The sequence below is a fragment of the Rhizobium sp. Root491 genome, assembly GCF_001427205.1.
In the GTDB taxonomy this organism is placed as follows: domain Bacteria; phylum Pseudomonadota; class Alphaproteobacteria; order Rhizobiales; family Rhizobiaceae; genus Agrobacterium; species Agrobacterium tumefaciens.
Map to the genome: position 1 here is coordinate 49,605 of NZ_LMFF01000006.1, position 16,163 is coordinate 65,767.

Consider the following 16,163-nt stretch of genomic DNA (forward strand, 5'->3'; position numbering starts at 1 on the left):
CGGCTTAGCCGTTACTTTCAGCCATTGACGGCTCGTTCGATCGCAGGCCGTGCTTGCTGATACATCGTGCGGTCATGACGCGGTCCCTTGTTTCGAAATTCGGTTCTTGATGTCTAACGTAGCAGAGTGGCCAGAAGGAGAAAGACCAGTTGTTCTTTTTCTATCGAATTAATGGATTATTTTGCCGCGGTTTCCGAAGGTGGTAGGATCAGCTTTTCCGACGCCCGAAATACGTTGGCGGTGCGATTTTTCAGGTAGTGCCGGAACACCCATCCCTCACTTATTTTGCAAATGTCATCTTTTCGAAAATCCGCACCGGAGGCGCCTCACCGGCAAAACGTTCCACCTCCACTCTGGTAATCTGACCGGTCGATCCCTGCGCCAGTTTCGAGGTGCCGATGTCGCGCGTCAGGATGTTCGGATTGCCGTGAATGCACATCGCTTGCTCTGCATGCCGGTCATGCGGTTCGAACCACGCACCCGTCGCCAGCTGCATCACGCCGTTGCGCACATCCGTGCTCAGGACGGCTGCGGCGAGGCAGCTGCCACGACTGTTGAACAGCCTGATGATATCGCCATCGGCAATGCCCCGGCGGACTGCATCTTCGGGGTTGATGCGCACGGGTTCCCGGCCCTTAATCTTGGTGGAGCGGCTGAAGGCGCCATAGTCGAGCTGGCTGTGCAGACGCTGATGCGGCTGATTGCAGACCAGATGCAGCGGATAGAGCGCTTCGTCTTCCGGTTTCGTCCTGCCGGGATACCATTGCGGATGGCCGCCGCAATCGTCATAGCCGAAACCCTCGATCGTCTCGGAGAAGATTTCGATTTTACCGGATGGTGTCTTCAGAGGGAAGGCTAGGTGATCATCACGGAAGGCACGCGCAGGCCCTCCGTCATCCGGCTTGAGCGGCAGACCTATCTCTCCACGTTCCCAGAACGTTTCGAAATCGGGAGCCTCATGCCCACCGGCGGCAAGCGCCCCACGCGTTGTTTCATAGAGGAAGGCAAGCCATTCCCGGCTGCTGCGGCCTTCGGTGAAGGTTTCGAATTTGCCGAGCCGGCGCGCGATCTCGGAGAAGATTTCGTAGTCGTCGCGCGCCTCACCAACCGGTTCGATCAGCTTTTTCATCGCGATCATCAGAGGATCGCGGTCGGCGGCGCCAATGTCGTCGCGCTCCAGAGTTGTCGTCGCCGGCAGCACGATATCGGCATGCCGCGCGGATGATGTCCATGCGGTTTCGTGCACGATGATGGTCTCGGGCCGTCTGAACGCTGCCCGTAGCCGGTTGATATCCTGATGGTGGTGGAACGGGTTACCACCCGCCCAGTAAACCAAGCGGATATCGGGATAGTGCATCCTCTGGCCGTTATAGTGAAATTCCCCACCAGGATTGAGCAGCATGTCGGCAATACGCGCGACCGGAATGAAATCCGCGACCGGGTTTTTGAACTGGCTAAGTGTCGGCAGGGGAACGGCCAGCAGGTTCTTGCCGACATTGCCCAAAGCGCCGAGGGAATAGGAATATCCGCCGCCGTCGAGGCCAATCTGACCGAGCATGGTGGCAAGAACGATCCCCAGCCAGACGGGTTGCTCACCATAATCGGCGCGCTGAAGCGAATGGCTGACAGTGATCAATGTTCTCGCGCGCGCCATGGTGCGGGCGAGTTCCCTAATAGTTTCCGTGCCGATGCCGCAGAGCCCGGAAGCCCATTCGGGGCTTTTCGCCACACCATCGGTCCGGCCGAGCAGGTAGTCTTCGAAACGCTGATTGCCGACGGCATAGCGGTCAAGAAACGCCCGATCGTGCAGGCCCTCGGTGACGAGAACATGCGCAAGTCCGAGCATCAGCGCGACATCGGTACCGGGTATGACCGGCAGCCACTCCGCATTGAGGTCTTTCGGAAAATCGTCTTTTAGCGGGCTGATCAGCACGAATCGCGCGCCGCGTGCACGTGCGCCATTCAGCTTCTGTGGCACGATATGCACGCTGTTGCCGCCGCCATGCACGTCCGTATTCTTGATCGCCATGCCGCCGAAGGCGACGATCAATTCGCTGCTGCGCTCGATTGCATCCCAGGTAACGCTCTTGCGGTCGAAATGATCATAGGGTCCGAGAACATGCGGAATAATGACCATCGCCGCGCCGGAACTATACGTGTTGACGGAGCGCACATATCCGCCAAGCGTATTCAGAAAACGGTGGACCTGACTTTGCGCGTGATGGAAACGTCCGGCGCTCGACCAGCCGTAGGAGCCGCCGAACACGGCCTGTGGGCCGTAATCGCCGTAAACCCTTTGAAGTTCCTTCGCGACGAGGTCCGCCGCCTGCGGCCAATCGACCTCCACATAGTCGTCCGCCCCGCGTATCTGCGCGTTGCCCGGTTTTCCCTCCAGCCAGCCGCGCCTGACCGCCGGACGCCGGATGCGCGCGGCGCTATCGGCGATTGCCGGCAGATTGGCGAGCAAGGGCGAGGGGTGTGGATCGTCCGGATGCGGACGGATATCGAGCTTGCCATTCCGGTAGCTGCCGGAAAAGGCGCCCCAGTGGGAGCTGTGGGTCTTGTAATTATCCATCTGCGAAATCCCGCACGGTCAAAGCGTTTCTCGGCGGCTGGGCAAGTCTTGGCTCGGCAGGATCTTGCCCGGGTTCATGATGCCGGCCGGATCTATGGCGTTTTTGATGATGGCCATGAGGTCCACCGCGTCGCCGTGTTCCTGCCGCAGATAAGCGATCTTGCCGGTGCCAACCCCATGCTCGCCGGTGGAAGTGCCGCCAACCGAGATGGCGTGCTGCACCATCTTCTTGTTGATTGCCGCCACCTCGTCGAGTTCGGCTTGATTTGCAGGGTCTACGGCGAAGACCACATGATAGTTGCCATCGCCGACATGGCCGAGAATGGCGGCGGGCACGCTGCAGTCGCGTAGCAATTCCCGGGTCCTGACGATGCAGCCGCTCAACTCGGATACCGGCACGCAGACATCGGAAGACCAGCCCCTGGCGTTCGGGCGCTGCGAGACCACGGCGTAAAACGCGTTGTGGCGCGCCTTCCAGAGGCGGTTGCGATCTTGCGGCGCATTCGCCCATTCGAAATCCCTGCCGCCATTGTCTTCCACTATGGCAGCGACCATCTCGACCTGCTCCTTCACGCCAGCAGGCGAGCCGTGGAACTCGAAGGCGAGCGTGTCCTCGACCTTGAGGGAAAGATTGGAATAGGCGTTGACGGCCTCGATCAGGCCACGGTCCATTAATTCCATTCTCGCAACTGGAATGCCGAGCTGCACGACCGTAATGGCTGCCGCAACTGCCTGTTCGACGCTTTCGAAGGAGCAAAGTGCAGCCGAGATGGTTTCGGGAATTCCGTAGAGTCGCAACGTCACTTCCGTGATGATGCCGAGCGTCCCCTCGGAGCCGACGAACAGCCGCGTTAGGTCATAACCTGCTGATGATTTACGCGCCCGCCCGCCGGTGCGGATGACCTGGCCGTTCGGCAAGACGACTGTCAGCGACAGCACGTTTTCTCGCATTGTGCCGTAACGCACGGCGTTTGTGCCGGAAGCGCGGGTTGCCGCCATGCCGCCGATGGACGCATTGGCGCCAGGATCGATCGGAAAGAACAGGCCCATGTCGCGCAGATGCGTGTTCAGTTGCTCGCGCGTGACGCCGGCCTCCACCGTGCAATCGAGATCCTCGGCGCTGATGCGGACGATTTTCGACATGCGCGACAGATCGACGGAGACACCGCCACGCACTGCCGTCAGATGGCCTTCGAGCGAAGTGCCGGTGCCGAAGGCGATAACGGGAACACCTTCAGCGGCGCAAAGCCGCACGGCTTCCGCCACATCATCCGTGCTCTCGGCGAAAACGACGGCATCCGGGATCGACGGCGTATGGTGGGATTCGCCACGGCCGTGTTGTTCCCGCAATGCCTGCGCGGTGGAAAAACGCTCGCCGAAACGGTTGCGCAAAGCGTCCGAGAGAGCGGGAGGCAGTGCGCTCATCGCGATACTCCGCGCGAAGAGGGCGGGAAAAGAGACATGAGAAACTCCACGGGAATGGTCTGGAGAGAGCCATGGCCGGGTTGCGGCCACGGCGTGACAGTCACCCGGTTTTCGGCGGGGATCAGGCGGCCAGTTTTTCGCCCTTGAGATGACGTTCGAGGAAGGGCAGGCTGTCCTGTCCCCAATACAGTTCGTCCTCGTAGCGGAATGTCGGAAGCCCGAACACACCGGCTGCCTTTGCGGCCTCATAATTGGCTTTCCGGATGGCTTCCACGGCATCGCTTCCGCCGCGTTCGTCCAGCGCCGCCCCGTCGAAACCGGCTTTGTCAGCGATTGCGCGGCGAACTTCGGCATTGCCAATATCTTGGCCTCCTTCCCAGAAAGCTTCCTGAAGCGCCTTGGTCAGCCTCAACCAGTCCTCGCCCGCATCGATCGCGGCAATGACCATGAAGCCGGCCGGCGTGGGATCGGAAAGGGCGGCGCGATTGTCGAAGTTAAGGGACTTGCCGCGCAACGCCGCCCATCGCTTCAAATCCTTCGTCCAATAGGCGCGGCGCGCTTCCGGACGGTTGCGTGAGTAGATGGCGCCATTATCCTCGATCAGCGGGATGACATAGGGCCGTATCGTGGCGTTGTGCTCGTTAGCGAGCGTGGCGAAAGGCTCCAGGCCGAGAAAGGCCCAGGGGGAGCCGATGCCGAAGAAATAGTCGATGGTCTTGGTCATATCTTGTCTCCTGAGGATATCTCGCCGGTGGCGAGATCGAATACCGAGAGCGCACAGTCCCGGGCGATGAGTACGGCATGCGGATCGCGCCCGACCGCGACGGTGGCAAGTGCGCCTTCGTAAAGAAGCGAAAGGTGGGAGGCGGCCTGATCCAGTCGCACCCCCGCTTTCGACATGACGGTCTCGAAAATATCCCGCACCATTCTTTTGTGGGTTCGAGCCACGGTGACGACGCGTTCGGAATCGCCGTGTTCGGCAACCGCGAGTGCAAAGGCACAGCCCCTGAATTCAGGGCTGTCGGCCTTCTCGTAAAGCCGCTCGAAAATCACCTGCAGCTGGTCCCTTGGATCAATCGTCGCCGTCAGAACATCCTTCAGCGAGCGAATGACACGATCGTGGCGATCCTGAAGATAGGCCGCGACAAGATGATCCTTGGACGGAAAATGCCGATAGAGAGTAGCTTTTGCGACCTTCGCTTCTTCGATGATGCGGTCGATACCGACCGCCCGGATACCTTCGGTATAAAACAGCGCGCCGGCGGCGGTGAGAATCTGGTCTGGAATGGCTTCTCTCATTTTATCGCTTCAGCTTGGTGGTTTCATGGGAAGAACGGGTCGCACGCATCATTGCGCGGCGGCGAGACCGGTTTTGTCGCGCTCGTGGAGCTGCCCGACAAAAGAAAGGATCGCGTCAAGCGGCACCGCCTTCGAGAAGCCGCCCTGATGCGCCAGCCTGCCGCCAAGAGACTGGATAGCCTCGTTATACGGTGTCGCGACGTTATGCAGACGGCCGAGCAGCACAATCTCACCGTTGAGAAAGTCGACCTCGCTGGAAGCGCCCCGGGCAAAGCTCTGCCAGGTCGATTGCTGGCCGGGCTGAATGCCGCTGTTTTGAGCGATGCTCCAGCCTGAAATATCGACAGCCCGTTCAGAGGGAGAGGCGAGATTGTAGCCTGCTATCTCAAGCGTCTGGCGGGCTTCATTGACCAGCGCTTCGGCAATCGATGCTCGCAGATCGTCTTCTCCGTCGAACAGATCCAGCGCGTTGCGGACGTTATGAAGCAGTTTTGCCGATTTCCAGCGGCGGATATCGCTGCTGGTTTCCGCAAGATAATTGGCGCGTGTGAGGTCTGCGGCAATCTCCTTCGCCGTTTCATCGGAACCGGCCGGGAAGCGCCCGATCGTGACCACGCCGACCTGCGGATTGCCGGCCGCCGCAACCGCGCCGGTTTGTGTAAACCGGGCAGGGGTCAGAATACTGGCGCCGTAGACATTGGCGAAGGTCCTGAGCGCCAGCGCTTCCGTCGCCAGACCGTTCTGAAAGGTAACCACCGGCAACTGCGTGGCTGTTAGACCTTCCACGCCGGATACCTGTCGCCATGACCAGTCTGCCAGAGTGGCTGCCGCATCCTGCGTTTTGACGGTCAGCAGCAGGATATCGTCGGGCGCCAGGTCCGGCGGAGCGGATACGTCGAAGGCGTTCAGCCTTATTTGCTGCGTGCCTGAGGGGCGTTGGTAGCTCAGCCCCTGTTCAATGATGGAGGCAATTTGTGCGCCGCGTCCGACCAGAGCATATTTGATGCCGGAAAGCTCGAACTGTGCGGCAAGGCTTGCGCCAACCGCGCCTGCGCCAATGATAACGTATCGTGTCACCTTTTCCTCCAATTCTACCGGGCCGATAATGCGCCAGTATCAATTGCAGCGGTGCAGTTTGCTGGATCGATACGGGATTTCGCTCAACATCGGTCCTCCCTGACGGCGACCAATGATGACAGCTAAACTAGGCATGAGGAGCGCCTCAAGAAAGACAGGTCGTTCTTTTTCTATCTATTTTATAGAAAATAATTCGGCGTAGGGAAAATTTGCGATCACCTTATTCCCGACAGCAGTCCTGGCGCGGTGAAACCCTGGAATAAGCCCCAACGAAGCACACCGTCAGCGCGCATGGGAGAGCATCAACTCGCCGGGATTTTTCAGGAGGCCGCCTTGAAGAGAACCGTGACGACGGTTCCGCCGTCTTGTCGCGGATCTATCTGCAAATCGCTGTCATGCGCGCTTGCGATCGCTCGAGCAATCGACAGGCCGAGGCCGGTGCCACCGGTCTTACGTGCACGCGACGGCTCTGTGCGCCAGAAGAGTTCGATGCCGTGTGCCTCGATGCCGGGGGGAAAACCCGGCCCCTTGTCTTCGATTGTTATGAAGGGACGTCCTTCCCGGACTCCGGTCGAGCAGAAGAGGCTCTTCCCGCTCGCCGCATAGCGGCGTACATTATCCATCAGGATGAGCAGTAGCTGTTGAAGGCGTTGAGGGTCGCCGCTAATTGGAGCCGTCTGCAGCGACATATCGAGACGAATTCCTGCCTCTTCGAGAAGAGGCCGTGCCGTCTCCGCCACGGCCGCGCATTCGGTAGCGAGATCGAGTGGCCGCATCTCCGTAACGAGACTGTTGGTTTCTGCCAGCGAAAGCGTCCGCAGATCGTCGACGAGACGCGCAAGTCCTTCCACATGGCCGATTAGGTGGCGAATGGCCTGCTTGTCGAGCGGAAAGACGTCATCGGCAATGCCGTGTAAACGGCCTTGCAGGATGGTCAGCGGGGTGCGCAGCTCGTGGGCTACCGCCATGGTGTTGAACTTCAACCGGCGCTCCATCATCTGAAGCTCCTGCGTCAAAGTCTCGAAACTGTCGACCAGAAATCCGACTTCGGCGATGCGGCTCGCCTTGATCTTTGCGCCTCCGCTGAAGTCGCCCGTCGCCATGCGCCGCGCCGCGTCGGCAAGTTCGCCGAGAGGTGCTGCAATGCGCCGGGAGATGAAATAACCAAGCAAGCTGCACAGGAAGACACCGAGCAATCCGAAGAGGAACACCGATTTGAGAAGTTCGCTATCTGCCTGGTCCTCCAGGCCCGGTAAAACCTCGATAAGGGCCTGAAGCTGGCGCTGATCCGGCATCACGCCCCGGTCAATATCCGAGAAAGCCTTGGCGGCATCAGGCGACAGTTGGGCAAGGATGCGCTCCTCAATGGTGTCCGAATACCAGGAAACGCCGAAATAGACCAACGCAACCGCAAAGATGAGCATTGTGGTGATTGTGATCGCCGTCATCGTGCGCAGGCGGAGCCGCCGGAACCTCATGATGTCTGCTCCCTGGCAAGTCGGTAGCCGATGCTGCGCACCGACACCAGATAACCGCCAGCACCGTGATCCGTCAGTTTTTTACGCAGATTGGCGATGTGCGTATCGACCGTGCGTGCCAGCGCATCGCTTTCCGGCAGGCAGGCATCCAGAAGATCGGCCCGCTGAAAGGCATAGGTGGGGCGACGCGTCATATGGGCAAGAATTCTGAATTCGCTGAGCGTCAACGGCAGAACGGTTCGTCCCGCATCGCTGCAAACAGCCGCGATGTAAGCTTCGGTATCTATTTCGATGGCGCCGAAACGCAGGATCCCTCCGCCAGTTGGCTGACGCGAGCGTTTTAGAACGGCATTTACCCGGGCGACCATTTCCTGCGGGTTGAAAGGTTTGACGATGTAGTCGTCGGCACCCAGGCGCAGACCGGTCAGCTTGTCCATATCTTCGGCAAGGGCGGTGACCATGATGATCGGCGTATCACGCTCCCGCCGGATGCGTGTCAGCACATCGATGCCATCGAGCTTCGGTAGCCCGATGTCGAGAAGAATGAGATCCGGCCGCAGCATGGAGAAATGCGTCATGGCCGTCTCGCCATCCCCGGCTCTAACGGTTCTGTATCCGTCACGAATGAGATAGGCGTCCAGAATCTGCATGATGTCGGGGTCGTCTTCGACGATGAGAATGAGACCTTTGTCCATGCTGACCTTACGAACTTACTGATATTACCGCTTTATTGCCGGGACGCTAAGCCGACGCAAAGCGCCGGGCAAGAGCCGTCTCACGAGATAGATGCGGCAGGCACGCTTTTCCTCTCAGTCTTGGGACTTCCTCCGCAGAACCTTGACATTTCTACGGAAGAAAGCTGGCCATGCACCAGTATCTCTCCCATAAGACCGAACAGAAATGGCCAGGCCGGCCCGAAAAGCCGAAGTTCCGCTTTGCCGTCATCCCCACGGCGCGCCAGACTTTCGCATGGGTTTCCGGCAGCCCATCTCTGCTCGCGCTTTCGACCACGCTTGCAATGATGGTCTTCTTCACTGTCAGGCCGGATATCGATCTTGACGCCAGTCGCTGGTTCTGGACAGATGGTTTTCGTCTTGGCGAGGATCAATTCTTGATTTCCGTCCGCGATCTGAACCGCGCACTTCCCGCCATTTTATTGTCCACGCTTGTCTGCCTGCTCCTTGCAACGCCATTTGTCTCCGGCGTGCGGCGTGCCATCCGCCCTCACAAACTGCTACTTGTTCTCACCTTTTATGCGCTTGGGCCGGGTGCGACCGTGCATGTGCTGAAAAACCTGTTCGGACGTGCCAGACCGCGGCATATCAGTGAATTCGGGGCAGATTTGTTTTTTACGCCCGTTCTTTCCCTCGATGGCAGCTGTTCGCGCAACTGCTCCTTTCCGTCCGGCGAAAGCGCGTCCGCAATCGCCCTGCTGGCGTTCATCATCTTCCTGCCGGAAAAATTCCGCCTGAGCGCCACGGCGATCTTGATGCCGTTCATCGTGCTTTGCTCCCTAAACAGGGCAGCTATGGGCGCACATTTTCTCTCCGATGTCCTGATTGCATGGCCACTGATGCTCGCCGTGTTCCTCTCACTGCATCGGCTGTTCACGAAGCATGCGGACACAATCGACACTGCGTTTCTGCGCTAATTCATGGGAATACGGCATAGCGCCGAACAAAGGTCATGCCCTGAGCAATAAATTTGTGTTCGGGGTTCGTCCGCCGCCTGCTCAAATCGCACATGCCCGTGCCTGTGGTCTGGTACGGGCATGTGCAGACGAGGACTGCCTTATTTCACCTGGGCTACGACCAGCTTGCCATCCGCACGTTCGGCGATGAACTCGATGTTCGCGCCTTCCTTGAGCTTGGCGAGCAGGGCATCGTCCTTGACGCGGAACACCATCGTCATGGCGGGCATGTCGAGGTTCTTCAGTTCCTCATGAATGATGGTGACTTTCTTGGCGGTAGCGTCGACCTTCTTCACCGTACCCTTGGTGAATTCCTGTGCGAATGCGCCAAAGGGGGCTGTAAGCAACAGAGCGGCTGCAAGGGTAATTTTAACGATCGTCTTCATGGTCAGATTCCTTTTTTCGATTGGTTACTTGGCCGAAACTTTGAGATCGCCGCGCATGCCGGCCTCGTAATGTCCGGGCTTCAGGCAGGCGAATTCGAACATGCCGTCATTGGTGAATTTCCAGATAATTTCGCCACTTTCGCCCGGCGCAAGGCTGATTGCGTTCGGATTGTCGTGTTCCATCTCCGGGGCCTTTGCCATGGCGGCCTTGTGCTCCAGATTTGCGCTCTGTTCGTCGAGAATGAATTCATGGTCCAGCTCGCCGACATTCTTCACGGCAAAGCGAACGGTCTTGCCCTTCTTGAATTCGAACTTGGCGGGCGTGAACAGCATCTTGCCATCAGGCGTTTCCTTCATGGTGACCTGTATGGTCTGGGTTACCTTGGATTTGTCGCCGGGTTCGCCGATCGCCATCGCTTCATGGCCGCCGCCGTGGGTGCCCGATGCGAAGGCGGGTGTGGCAAGAGCGGTGAGAAGCAGTGCAAGTTTCAGTCTGGTCATCGAATTTTTCCTTGGTTCTGGTGGGGATATGGTCTGCACGATCAGCCGTGTTTCATCGGATTCGGCGTGATCTGTGTTTTCGGATCATTGGTCTTTTCGGTATCCGGCACGTCGCCGGTCCATTCCCAGGCCTGGGTACCGGGCGGGTTTTGGTACCAGCCGGGATCTGAGTAATCGCCCGCGGAAATGCCTTCGCGGACCTTCACCACGGAGAACATGCCGCCCATTTCGATGGGGCCGTGCGGACCCCAGCCGGTCATCATGGGAACGGTGTTCTCAGGGATTTCCATCTCCATCGCGCCCATATCGGCCATGCCGGCTGTACCCATCGGCATGTATTCCGGCCGCACCTTGCGGATCTTTTCGGTGACGGTCTTCTTGTCGACGCCGATGAAGGTTGGGACATCGTGTCCCATCGCATTCATCGTGTGGTGCGACTTGTGGCAATGGATCGCCCAGTCGCCGACATATTTGGCGTCGAATTCATAGGCCCGCATGGCGCCGACGGGGATGTCGATGCTGACCTCCGGCCACCGGGCCTCGGGCCGCACCCAGCCGCCATCCGTGCACGTCACCTCGAAATCATAGCCGTGCATGTGGATCGGGTGGTTGGTCATGGTCAGGTTGCCGACCCTGACACGCACCCGGTCGTCCTTGGAGACCACCAGCGGATCGATGCCCGGAAATACCCGGCTGTTCCATGACCACAGATTGAAGTCCGTCATGGTCATGATTTTCGGAACGTAGGAGCCGGGATTGATGTCGAAGGCGTTGATCAGGAACACGAAGTCGCGATCAACAGGCATGAAGGTCGGGTCCTTTGGATGGACCACGAAAAAGCCCATCATGCCCATCGCCATCTGCACCATCTCGTCTGAATGCGGGTGGTACATGAAGGTGCCGGACTTCACGAGATCGAACTCGTAGACGAAGGTCTTGCCAACGGGGATATGCGGTTGCGACAGGCCGCCGACACCGTCCATGCCTGATGGCAGGATCATGCCGTGCCAGTGGACCGTTGTATGTTCCGGCAGCTTGTTGGTCACGAAAATCCGCACCCGGTCGCCTTCTACGGCCTCGATGGTCGGGCCGGGTGACTGGCCGTTATAGCCCCAGAGGCGGGCGGTCATGCCCTCCGCCATCTCGCGTTCCACTGGCTCGGCGACAAGGTGGAATTCCTTGACGCCATTGTTCATCCGGAAAGGCAGGGTCCAGCCGTTGAGGGTGACGACCGGATTGTAATCGGGACCGGTAGTGGGCTTGACGGGGGCTTGCGTTGCTGCCGTTTCCATCACGGCAGCTTCCGGCAGGCTGCTATTCGATGTCTTTGCCCAGGCCGCCGTGGAGACCATTGCGGCGCCGACGCCCAGAAAGTTTCTTCTATTGAACATGGTCGTTTCCTCTCTCAGTGTCCGCCACCGCTGCCGCCACCAGTGGCGGCAACTTCGGTCTCCGCGCCTGCCGTACCCGCGCCACCGCCGTAGATGGCGGGCGCAAGGCCGGCTTCCGCGAGCCAGAAGTCACGTTTGGCATTGATGGCGAGCAGGTTCGAATTGACCTTTTCGCGGCTGTCGGCGAGCAGTTCGAAGGTGTTGGTGAGCATGCCGTTATAGGTCAGCAGCGACTCCTCCTCGATCTTGGTCCGCAGCGGCACCACGCTGTTGCGATAGTGCCGGGCGATGTCGTAGTTCGAGCGATAGGCCTGATAGGCGGAGCGGGCTTCGGAGCGGATATTGACCGCTTTTTCGGCCAGCAGGTTTGCTGCGCGCATATAGGCGAGTTCGGATTCCCGCATTCTTGCCCGACCGGAATCGAAGATCGGAATGACGAATTCCAGCTCGGCATTGCCCGTCGTCTGTTTGTGTTTTTCGCCGTCTTCAAGTTCGCGTTCGGTCTCGAAGCCGGAACGAAGTTCTAGATCGGTGACGTATCGGGTGGCTTCTGTGAGTTTGAACGATCGGGCGGTCGATTCCAGATCGAGCTTCGCCATCTGCAAATCCACCCGGCGCTGCAGCGCCTCAGCCTCGATCATCTCACGTTTGGCCAGATCCTTTGGAAGCTGGGGCAGGCGGTTGGGGATGGAGTAGTCTATGTCCGCGCCCCACAGGCCCATCAGCCTTGTCAGTTCCTCCTTCGCAAGCCGGGCTTCAAGCCGCGCCTTGGCGATCTGGCCGGTCAGTTCGGCATAGAAGACCTGCTCGCGAGCCTGGCCTTCCTTGTTCAGCGAGCCTGCTTCGCCAAGCTTCCTCGCAAGTTCCGAGGCGGCATCCGCGGCTGTCTGGGCCTGCGCCAGCTGGCCGACATTTTCCCAGGCAGCAACCGCCGTGATCCAGGCGCGGCGGGTATCTGCCGCCAATTGCAACGTCTTCAGCGCGGCTGCGAGCTGCGCCTTTCGGAAGCCGGTATCGGCAATCTCGACATTCTGTTTGAGCGTGGCCAGTGCCAGAATATTGGTGACGATCACACCCTCGATCGCCTTGTAGGCCCGGAGCCCCGGAGTGCCGATCCCCGTCAATCCGATGCCGACCCTCGGATTGACCAGCATGGTCGATTGCCAGGCGGTTGCGGCCGATTCACCCAGATCGGCATAGGCCGCCTGAAGGCCCTTGTTGTTGAGGAGCGCGACCTGAACCGCCGTCTCGACATCGATTGGTTTCGGCGACATCAGCGATTTGACGCGGGTTGCGGTTGCCTGCGCCTCGGCCCGGTTCTGTATCCAGACAGTCTGCTTTCCTGTCGCCTCGGTCGCCCTGGCCGAAACGGTGGTGAAGCCTGCGTTCTTCGAGGTGTAGTCGGTGGCCGTGACGCAGCCGCCAAGAACAAGCGGGACGGAAAGGACGGCCGTGAGTTTGATCACGCGTAGCGTCATGATGCGTCTCCTTTCGGAGCCTGCGCATCGTTCTGATTACGCCAGGGCTTCGGGTCCACCGGAGCACGGTGTGAGTAACCTGTGACCGGTGTCTGATAACGCAGAGGGGTGACGCCGAGCGACGGGTTTGCCGCGTCTTCATACGAGGCGGCCTCGTTCATCGAGGATGTGGCTGTGCAGCCGCCCAGCAAAAGGGGCGCTGCAACCACGATGTAGATAGGGTTCATGGTAATTTCCGAACAGGAGATGCAACGGCGCGACGGCGCTAAAGCCGTTCACGCACGATCATTGCCCGAGAGGCGGGCTTTGCCTGTTCAGATATTCGGTGGACGGTGAAGCAGCGGGATCTGGCCCACGGTCTTGCTGTCGTCAAGGAAGGAACGGATGGAATTGACGACTGGTCCGCCAAGGGCGTCATGCGCAATCAGTACCGCCATGCCGAGACAGAAATCGTTGCAGCATTCCGGCTTCACGGGCTTTTTGACGCCGCTGTCGTGGTCTGCCGTATCCATATTATGGTGGTCGCTGGACATCATGGCCGAACCGCCATGGTCCATCATCGCGCCATGATCCATCATCATGGCGGATTGGGTGGTCTGCATTTCCGCGGTATCGGGACCATGCATTGCGGCATTGACGGTGGAAACGCTGTATCCCGCCAGTGACAATATCATCACCAGTCGAAACAGCAGTGCCGTCAATTTCGATGTTCGCAACATCCCACGCATGCCCTGTAGAAGAGCCGCAGTCCTGAAGTTTGTCAATGGATATCGCTCATAACCATCAATAAATAGCACGTCTGCCGGTTCTTTAAACCTTACACTGTCTCCATAAAGGCATCGTCGAGAATGAGGAGTTTACGTGCCTGCATGCGGGCATATTCCTCGTAAAAGCCCTGGGAGATCCAAAGAGCGGAACGCCCCTTCCGTCCGCTCCAGCCGATGCCACCGATCAGTTCGGCCGCGCCAAGCTTGCGCCTGACATGGATTCGGGAAAGGGAGGGCGATGCCGCCAGTTGCGATGCTGTTTTAACATCCGTCAGGTGTCTGCCCTGTTCTGTCGGCTTTTCCCAGTCGATCCCGGCGATCAGGCGGTCCATCAGCAGCCCGCCCGCGTCGAACCAGTTGAAGATGATGGACAGCGGGCCCGGGCAGCGCACTTCCGGATTGGACAGCAGCGCCTGCGCCACGCGCGGATGGATGTGTGCGAGCATGGTTTCGGATCGCTCGATAAACCGAGAGGCTCTGAACCCCTCATCGATGAGGTCCAGCGCCTGAAAATGCACGTCGTACCATTGGGCAAGCATCGCCAGGGTGGACGGTGAAGGCACCACGCCATCGGCCGGCTTTTCGCCGGCTTGGTGCGCCGGTCTTGTCAGGCCGCGTTTCAGCGCCTCTTTGAAGAAGGCATAGGCGACATCATGGCTGGCAATGCCGTGTTGGAGCGCGAGTTGGCCGAAATCTTCCCGCGTCAGGGCGGGTTCGTCCGTTCCGGTCTTGCGCTTTTGAAAATAGAGCGCCAACAGCGCGTGGCAAAGAAGCCGGCTCTGGCGCGTGGCGAAAAGCGCGGTTATGTCGGGCGAACCTTCGTACAGGGCGATGAAACTTCCCGCCAGCAACCGTAGTGCTGCCGCGAAAGCACCCGTTTGAAGCAACCGGTCGATTTCGCTGGGTGGTAGCCTGCGGCCAACGGCGGAGGCGTCCGGCAACCCGGAGATCGCGAAATCGAAAAAATTGGTCATGGGCAGCGCTCCTCGAATTGCCGGCACCATCCTCCTTGCGGAGTGTAATGAGGATTGGATGATCCATCGGCCTTACAGGGGTCGGGATGAGGCGTCTTCTCATTGCGCGCAGAGGTGACACTTTTAGGCCGTCGGCATGCCCGTGGCGCGGGCTTCGCCGGGCGTCATGCCATAGGTGCTGCTGAACACCCGGTAAAAGGTTGGAAGACTGTCGAAGCCGCAGCCATACGCGACCTGCGTGATTGGCAGGGCGGGAGATTCCAGCAGCAGGCGTCGCGCTTCCTCGATCCGCATGGAGGCGAGCGTGCGGGAAAAAGACAGCTCTGCGCCATCGAAAACGACGTGCAGTTGCCGAAGCGAAATGCCCAGTTCCTTTGCCACTGCGGCAGGCGTGAGGTTCTGCCAGGACTTTTTGCGCATCATGATGTCCTGGGCCGCATAACAAAGCCCGGTGCGGAGTGCGGCGCGCACTTCCGGCATTGCAGGCGAAAGCCGTCCACGCGCCGTCATGGCTAATCGGGCGATATGTGTCACATCGCGCACGGGATCGATGAGCCTGCCGCGTTCGGCGTTCAGCGCGTTGAAGAGCGCCCGGAACGGCCGGGAGAAGGCGGTCTTGTCTGCGTAACGCGTGGCGAACAGGTCATCGGCCGGTCGGCCAAGCATGACTTCGTCGTCGACAGGGATCTTGAGCATCTTGTAGTGAAAATCCGCCTCACCGCCCGGTATCGCGTCATAGGGAAAGTCCGAATAGTTGATGGTGAAATCACCACCGCTGACGGCATGGATCCTGTCTCGGCCGGCATGCAGCAACCCCGAACCCTTCACCTGCAAGCCAATGCAGAGGCTGTCGCCGGCAATGCGGGCAATATCGGCTTCCGTGCGGTTGACCCGGTAAGAGGAAGCGCGCATTTCGCTTACGACGGCGCCTGCAACAGAGCGCGCCTGAAACGACCCGCTGAAGGCCTGGCGGCGATCCGGCGCAAGCTCAATCGTTACGCCAAACAGGCTTTTGCCGCGCACTTCGCGCCATTGGTCGAAGCGGTGCTCGGGCTGAAAATCCTCGGTTGCGAAACGGATGATGGTGTTCGTGGCTTGCTCCCCCCAGATGAGCCATGTCCC

Annotated in this window: 16 protein-coding genes; 1 reads left to right on the forward strand and 15 read right to left on the reverse strand. The window is 59.4% G+C overall.

The window, feature by feature from the left end; all coding sequences use genetic code 11:
• Positions 1–280: 280 nt before the first annotated feature.
• The 7 genes from ASD46_RS10175 to ASD46_RS10205 all read right to left on the reverse strand — a co-directional run bounded on the left by ASD46_RS10175 (position 281) and on the right by ASD46_RS10205 (position 8,549).
• Positions 281–2,575, reverse strand: a complete 2,295-nt coding sequence (locus ASD46_RS10175; protein ID WP_060642181.1) for a molybdopterin guanine dinucleotide-containing S/N-oxide reductase — start codon at positions 2,573–2,575, stop codon at positions 281–283.
• An 18-nt stretch (positions 2,576–2,593) separates the two neighbouring features.
• A complete protein-coding gene (locus ASD46_RS10180) occupies positions 2,594–4,000 on the reverse strand; it encodes an FAD-binding oxidoreductase (RefSeq protein WP_025595256.1) in 1,407 nt (468 codons plus the stop codon).
• Between the two features lie 121 nt (positions 4,001–4,121).
• Entirely contained in the window at positions 4,122–4,724 is a 603-nt protein-coding gene (locus ASD46_RS10185; protein ID WP_025595255.1) for a 2-hydroxychromene-2-carboxylate isomerase, read from the reverse strand.
• Positions 4,721–5,299 carry a TetR/AcrR family transcriptional regulator gene (locus ASD46_RS10190; RefSeq protein WP_060642182.1) on the reverse strand — a complete coding sequence of 193 codons (579 nt, stop codon included), beginning with the start codon at positions 5,297–5,299 and terminating at the stop codon, positions 4,721–4,723. The genes ASD46_RS10185 and ASD46_RS10190 overlap by 4 nt, the downstream gene beginning before the upstream one ends.
• A gap of 48 nt (positions 5,300–5,347) precedes the next feature.
• A complete protein-coding gene (locus ASD46_RS10195; protein WP_004431571.1) occupies positions 5,348–6,376 on the reverse strand; it encodes a ketopantoate reductase family protein in 1,029 nt (342 codons plus the stop codon).
• Positions 6,377–6,696: 320 nt separating this feature from the next.
• Complete coding sequence (locus tag ASD46_RS10200) at positions 6,697–7,854, reverse strand: ATP-binding protein (protein WP_060642183.1); 1,158 nt, start codon at positions 7,852–7,854, stop codon at positions 6,697–6,699.
• Positions 7,851–8,549: a response regulator gene (locus ASD46_RS10205; RefSeq protein ID WP_004431575.1), complete on the reverse strand. Its 699-nt coding sequence runs from the start codon at positions 8,547–8,549 to the stop codon at positions 7,851–7,853. The genes ASD46_RS10200 and ASD46_RS10205 overlap by 4 nt, the downstream gene beginning before the upstream one ends.
• A 170-nt stretch (positions 8,550–8,719) precedes the next feature.
• Between ASD46_RS10205 and ASD46_RS10210 the strand changes: the two genes are divergently transcribed.
• Positions 8,720–9,505, forward strand: coding sequence for a phosphatase PAP2 family protein (locus ASD46_RS10210; protein ID WP_004431576.1), 786 nt, complete (start codon positions 8,720–8,722; stop codon positions 9,503–9,505).
• Positions 9,506–9,645: 140 nt separating this feature from the next.
• On the opposite strand, the gene ASD46_RS10215 is transcribed toward ASD46_RS10210, so the two are convergent.
• From ASD46_RS10215 to ASD46_RS10250, 8 genes are all read right to left on the reverse strand, one after another.
• Positions 9,646–9,930: a copper-binding protein gene (locus tag ASD46_RS10215; protein ID WP_004431579.1), complete on the reverse strand. Its 285-nt coding sequence runs from the start codon at positions 9,928–9,930 to the stop codon at positions 9,646–9,648.
• Positions 9,931–9,954: 24 nt separating this feature from the next.
• The gene (locus ASD46_RS10220; protein ID WP_004431582.1) at positions 9,955–10,431 is read right to left on the reverse strand and encodes a plastocyanin/azurin family copper-binding protein; all 477 of its coding nucleotides are present in this window, start codon (positions 10,429–10,431) and stop codon (positions 9,955–9,957) included.
• Positions 10,432–10,472: 41 nt separating this feature from the next.
• Positions 10,473–11,822, reverse strand: coding sequence for a multicopper oxidase family protein (locus ASD46_RS10225; RefSeq protein ID WP_060642184.1), 1,350 nt, complete (start codon positions 11,820–11,822; stop codon positions 10,473–10,475).
• A gap of 14 nt (positions 11,823–11,836) precedes the next feature.
• A complete protein-coding gene (locus tag ASD46_RS10230; RefSeq protein WP_060642185.1) occupies positions 11,837–13,300 on the reverse strand; it encodes a TolC family protein in 1,464 nt (487 codons plus the stop codon).
• Positions 13,297–13,527: a hypothetical protein gene (locus tag ASD46_RS10235; RefSeq protein ID WP_004431588.1), complete on the reverse strand. Its 231-nt coding sequence runs from the start codon at positions 13,525–13,527 to the stop codon at positions 13,297–13,299. Before ASD46_RS10235 ends, ASD46_RS10230 begins: the two co-directional genes overlap by 4 nt.
• A gap of 87 nt (positions 13,528–13,614) precedes the next feature.
• Positions 13,615–14,028: a hypothetical protein gene (locus ASD46_RS10240; protein ID WP_035252624.1), complete on the reverse strand. Its 414-nt coding sequence runs from the start codon at positions 14,026–14,028 to the stop codon at positions 13,615–13,617.
• 89 nt (positions 14,029–14,117) lie between these two features.
• Positions 14,118–15,041 carry a hypothetical protein gene (locus tag ASD46_RS10245; protein WP_060642186.1) on the reverse strand — a complete coding sequence of 308 codons (924 nt, stop codon included), beginning with the start codon at positions 15,039–15,041 and terminating at the stop codon, positions 14,118–14,120.
• Between the two features lie 123 nt (positions 15,042–15,164).
• Complete coding sequence (locus ASD46_RS10250; protein WP_060642187.1) at positions 15,165–16,064, reverse strand: helix-turn-helix transcriptional regulator; 900 nt, start codon at positions 16,062–16,064, stop codon at positions 15,165–15,167.
• Positions 16,065–16,163: the final 99 nt, after the last annotated feature.

What these genes read in the sequence shown, in the direction of transcription:
- ASD46_RS10175 (WP_060642181.1), bottom strand. Translation starts at nt 2,575, where the DNA reads ATGGATAATTACAAGACCCACAGCTCCCACTGGGGCGCCTTTTCCGGC.
- ASD46_RS10180 (WP_025595256.1), bottom strand. Translation starts at nt 4,000, where the DNA reads ATGAGCGCACTGCCTCCCGCTCTCTCGGACGCTTTGCGCAACCGTTTC.
- ASD46_RS10185 (WP_025595255.1), bottom strand. Translation starts at nt 4,724, where the DNA reads ATGACCAAGACCATCGACTATTTCTTCGGCATCGGCTCCCCCTGGGCC.
- ASD46_RS10190 (WP_060642182.1), bottom strand. Translation starts at nt 5,299, where the DNA reads ATGAGAGAAGCCATTCCAGACCAGATTCTCACCGCCGCCGGCGCGCTG.
- ASD46_RS10200 (WP_060642183.1), bottom strand. Translation starts at nt 7,854, where the DNA reads ATGAGGTTCCGGCGGCTCCGCCTGCGCACGATGACGGCGATCACAATC.
- ASD46_RS10205 (WP_004431575.1), bottom strand. Translation starts at nt 8,549, where the DNA reads ATGGACAAAGGTCTCATTCTCATCGTCGAAGACGACCCCGACATCATG.
- ASD46_RS10210 (WP_004431576.1), top strand. Translation starts at nt 8,720, where the DNA reads ATGCACCAGTATCTCTCCCATAAGACCGAACAGAAATGGCCAGGCCGG.
- ASD46_RS10215 (WP_004431579.1), bottom strand. Translation starts at nt 9,930, where the DNA reads ATGAAGACGATCGTTAAAATTACCCTTGCAGCCGCTCTGTTGCTTACA.
- ASD46_RS10220 (WP_004431582.1), bottom strand. Translation starts at nt 10,431, where the DNA reads ATGACCAGACTGAAACTTGCACTGCTTCTCACCGCTCTTGCCACACCC.
- ASD46_RS10225 (WP_060642184.1), bottom strand. Translation starts at nt 11,822, where the DNA reads ATGTTCAATAGAAGAAACTTTCTGGGCGTCGGCGCCGCAATGGTCTCC.
- ASD46_RS10230 (WP_060642185.1), bottom strand. Translation starts at nt 13,300, where the DNA reads ATGACGCTACGCGTGATCAAACTCACGGCCGTCCTTTCCGTCCCGCTT.
- ASD46_RS10235 (WP_004431588.1), bottom strand. Translation starts at nt 13,527, where the DNA reads ATGAACCCTATCTACATCGTGGTTGCAGCGCCCCTTTTGCTGGGCGGC.
- ASD46_RS10240 (WP_035252624.1), bottom strand. Translation starts at nt 14,028, where the DNA reads ATGCGTGGGATGTTGCGAACATCGAAATTGACGGCACTGCTGTTTCGA.
- ASD46_RS10245 (WP_060642186.1), bottom strand. Translation starts at nt 15,041, where the DNA reads ATGACCAATTTTTTCGATTTCGCGATCTCCGGGTTGCCGGACGCCTCC.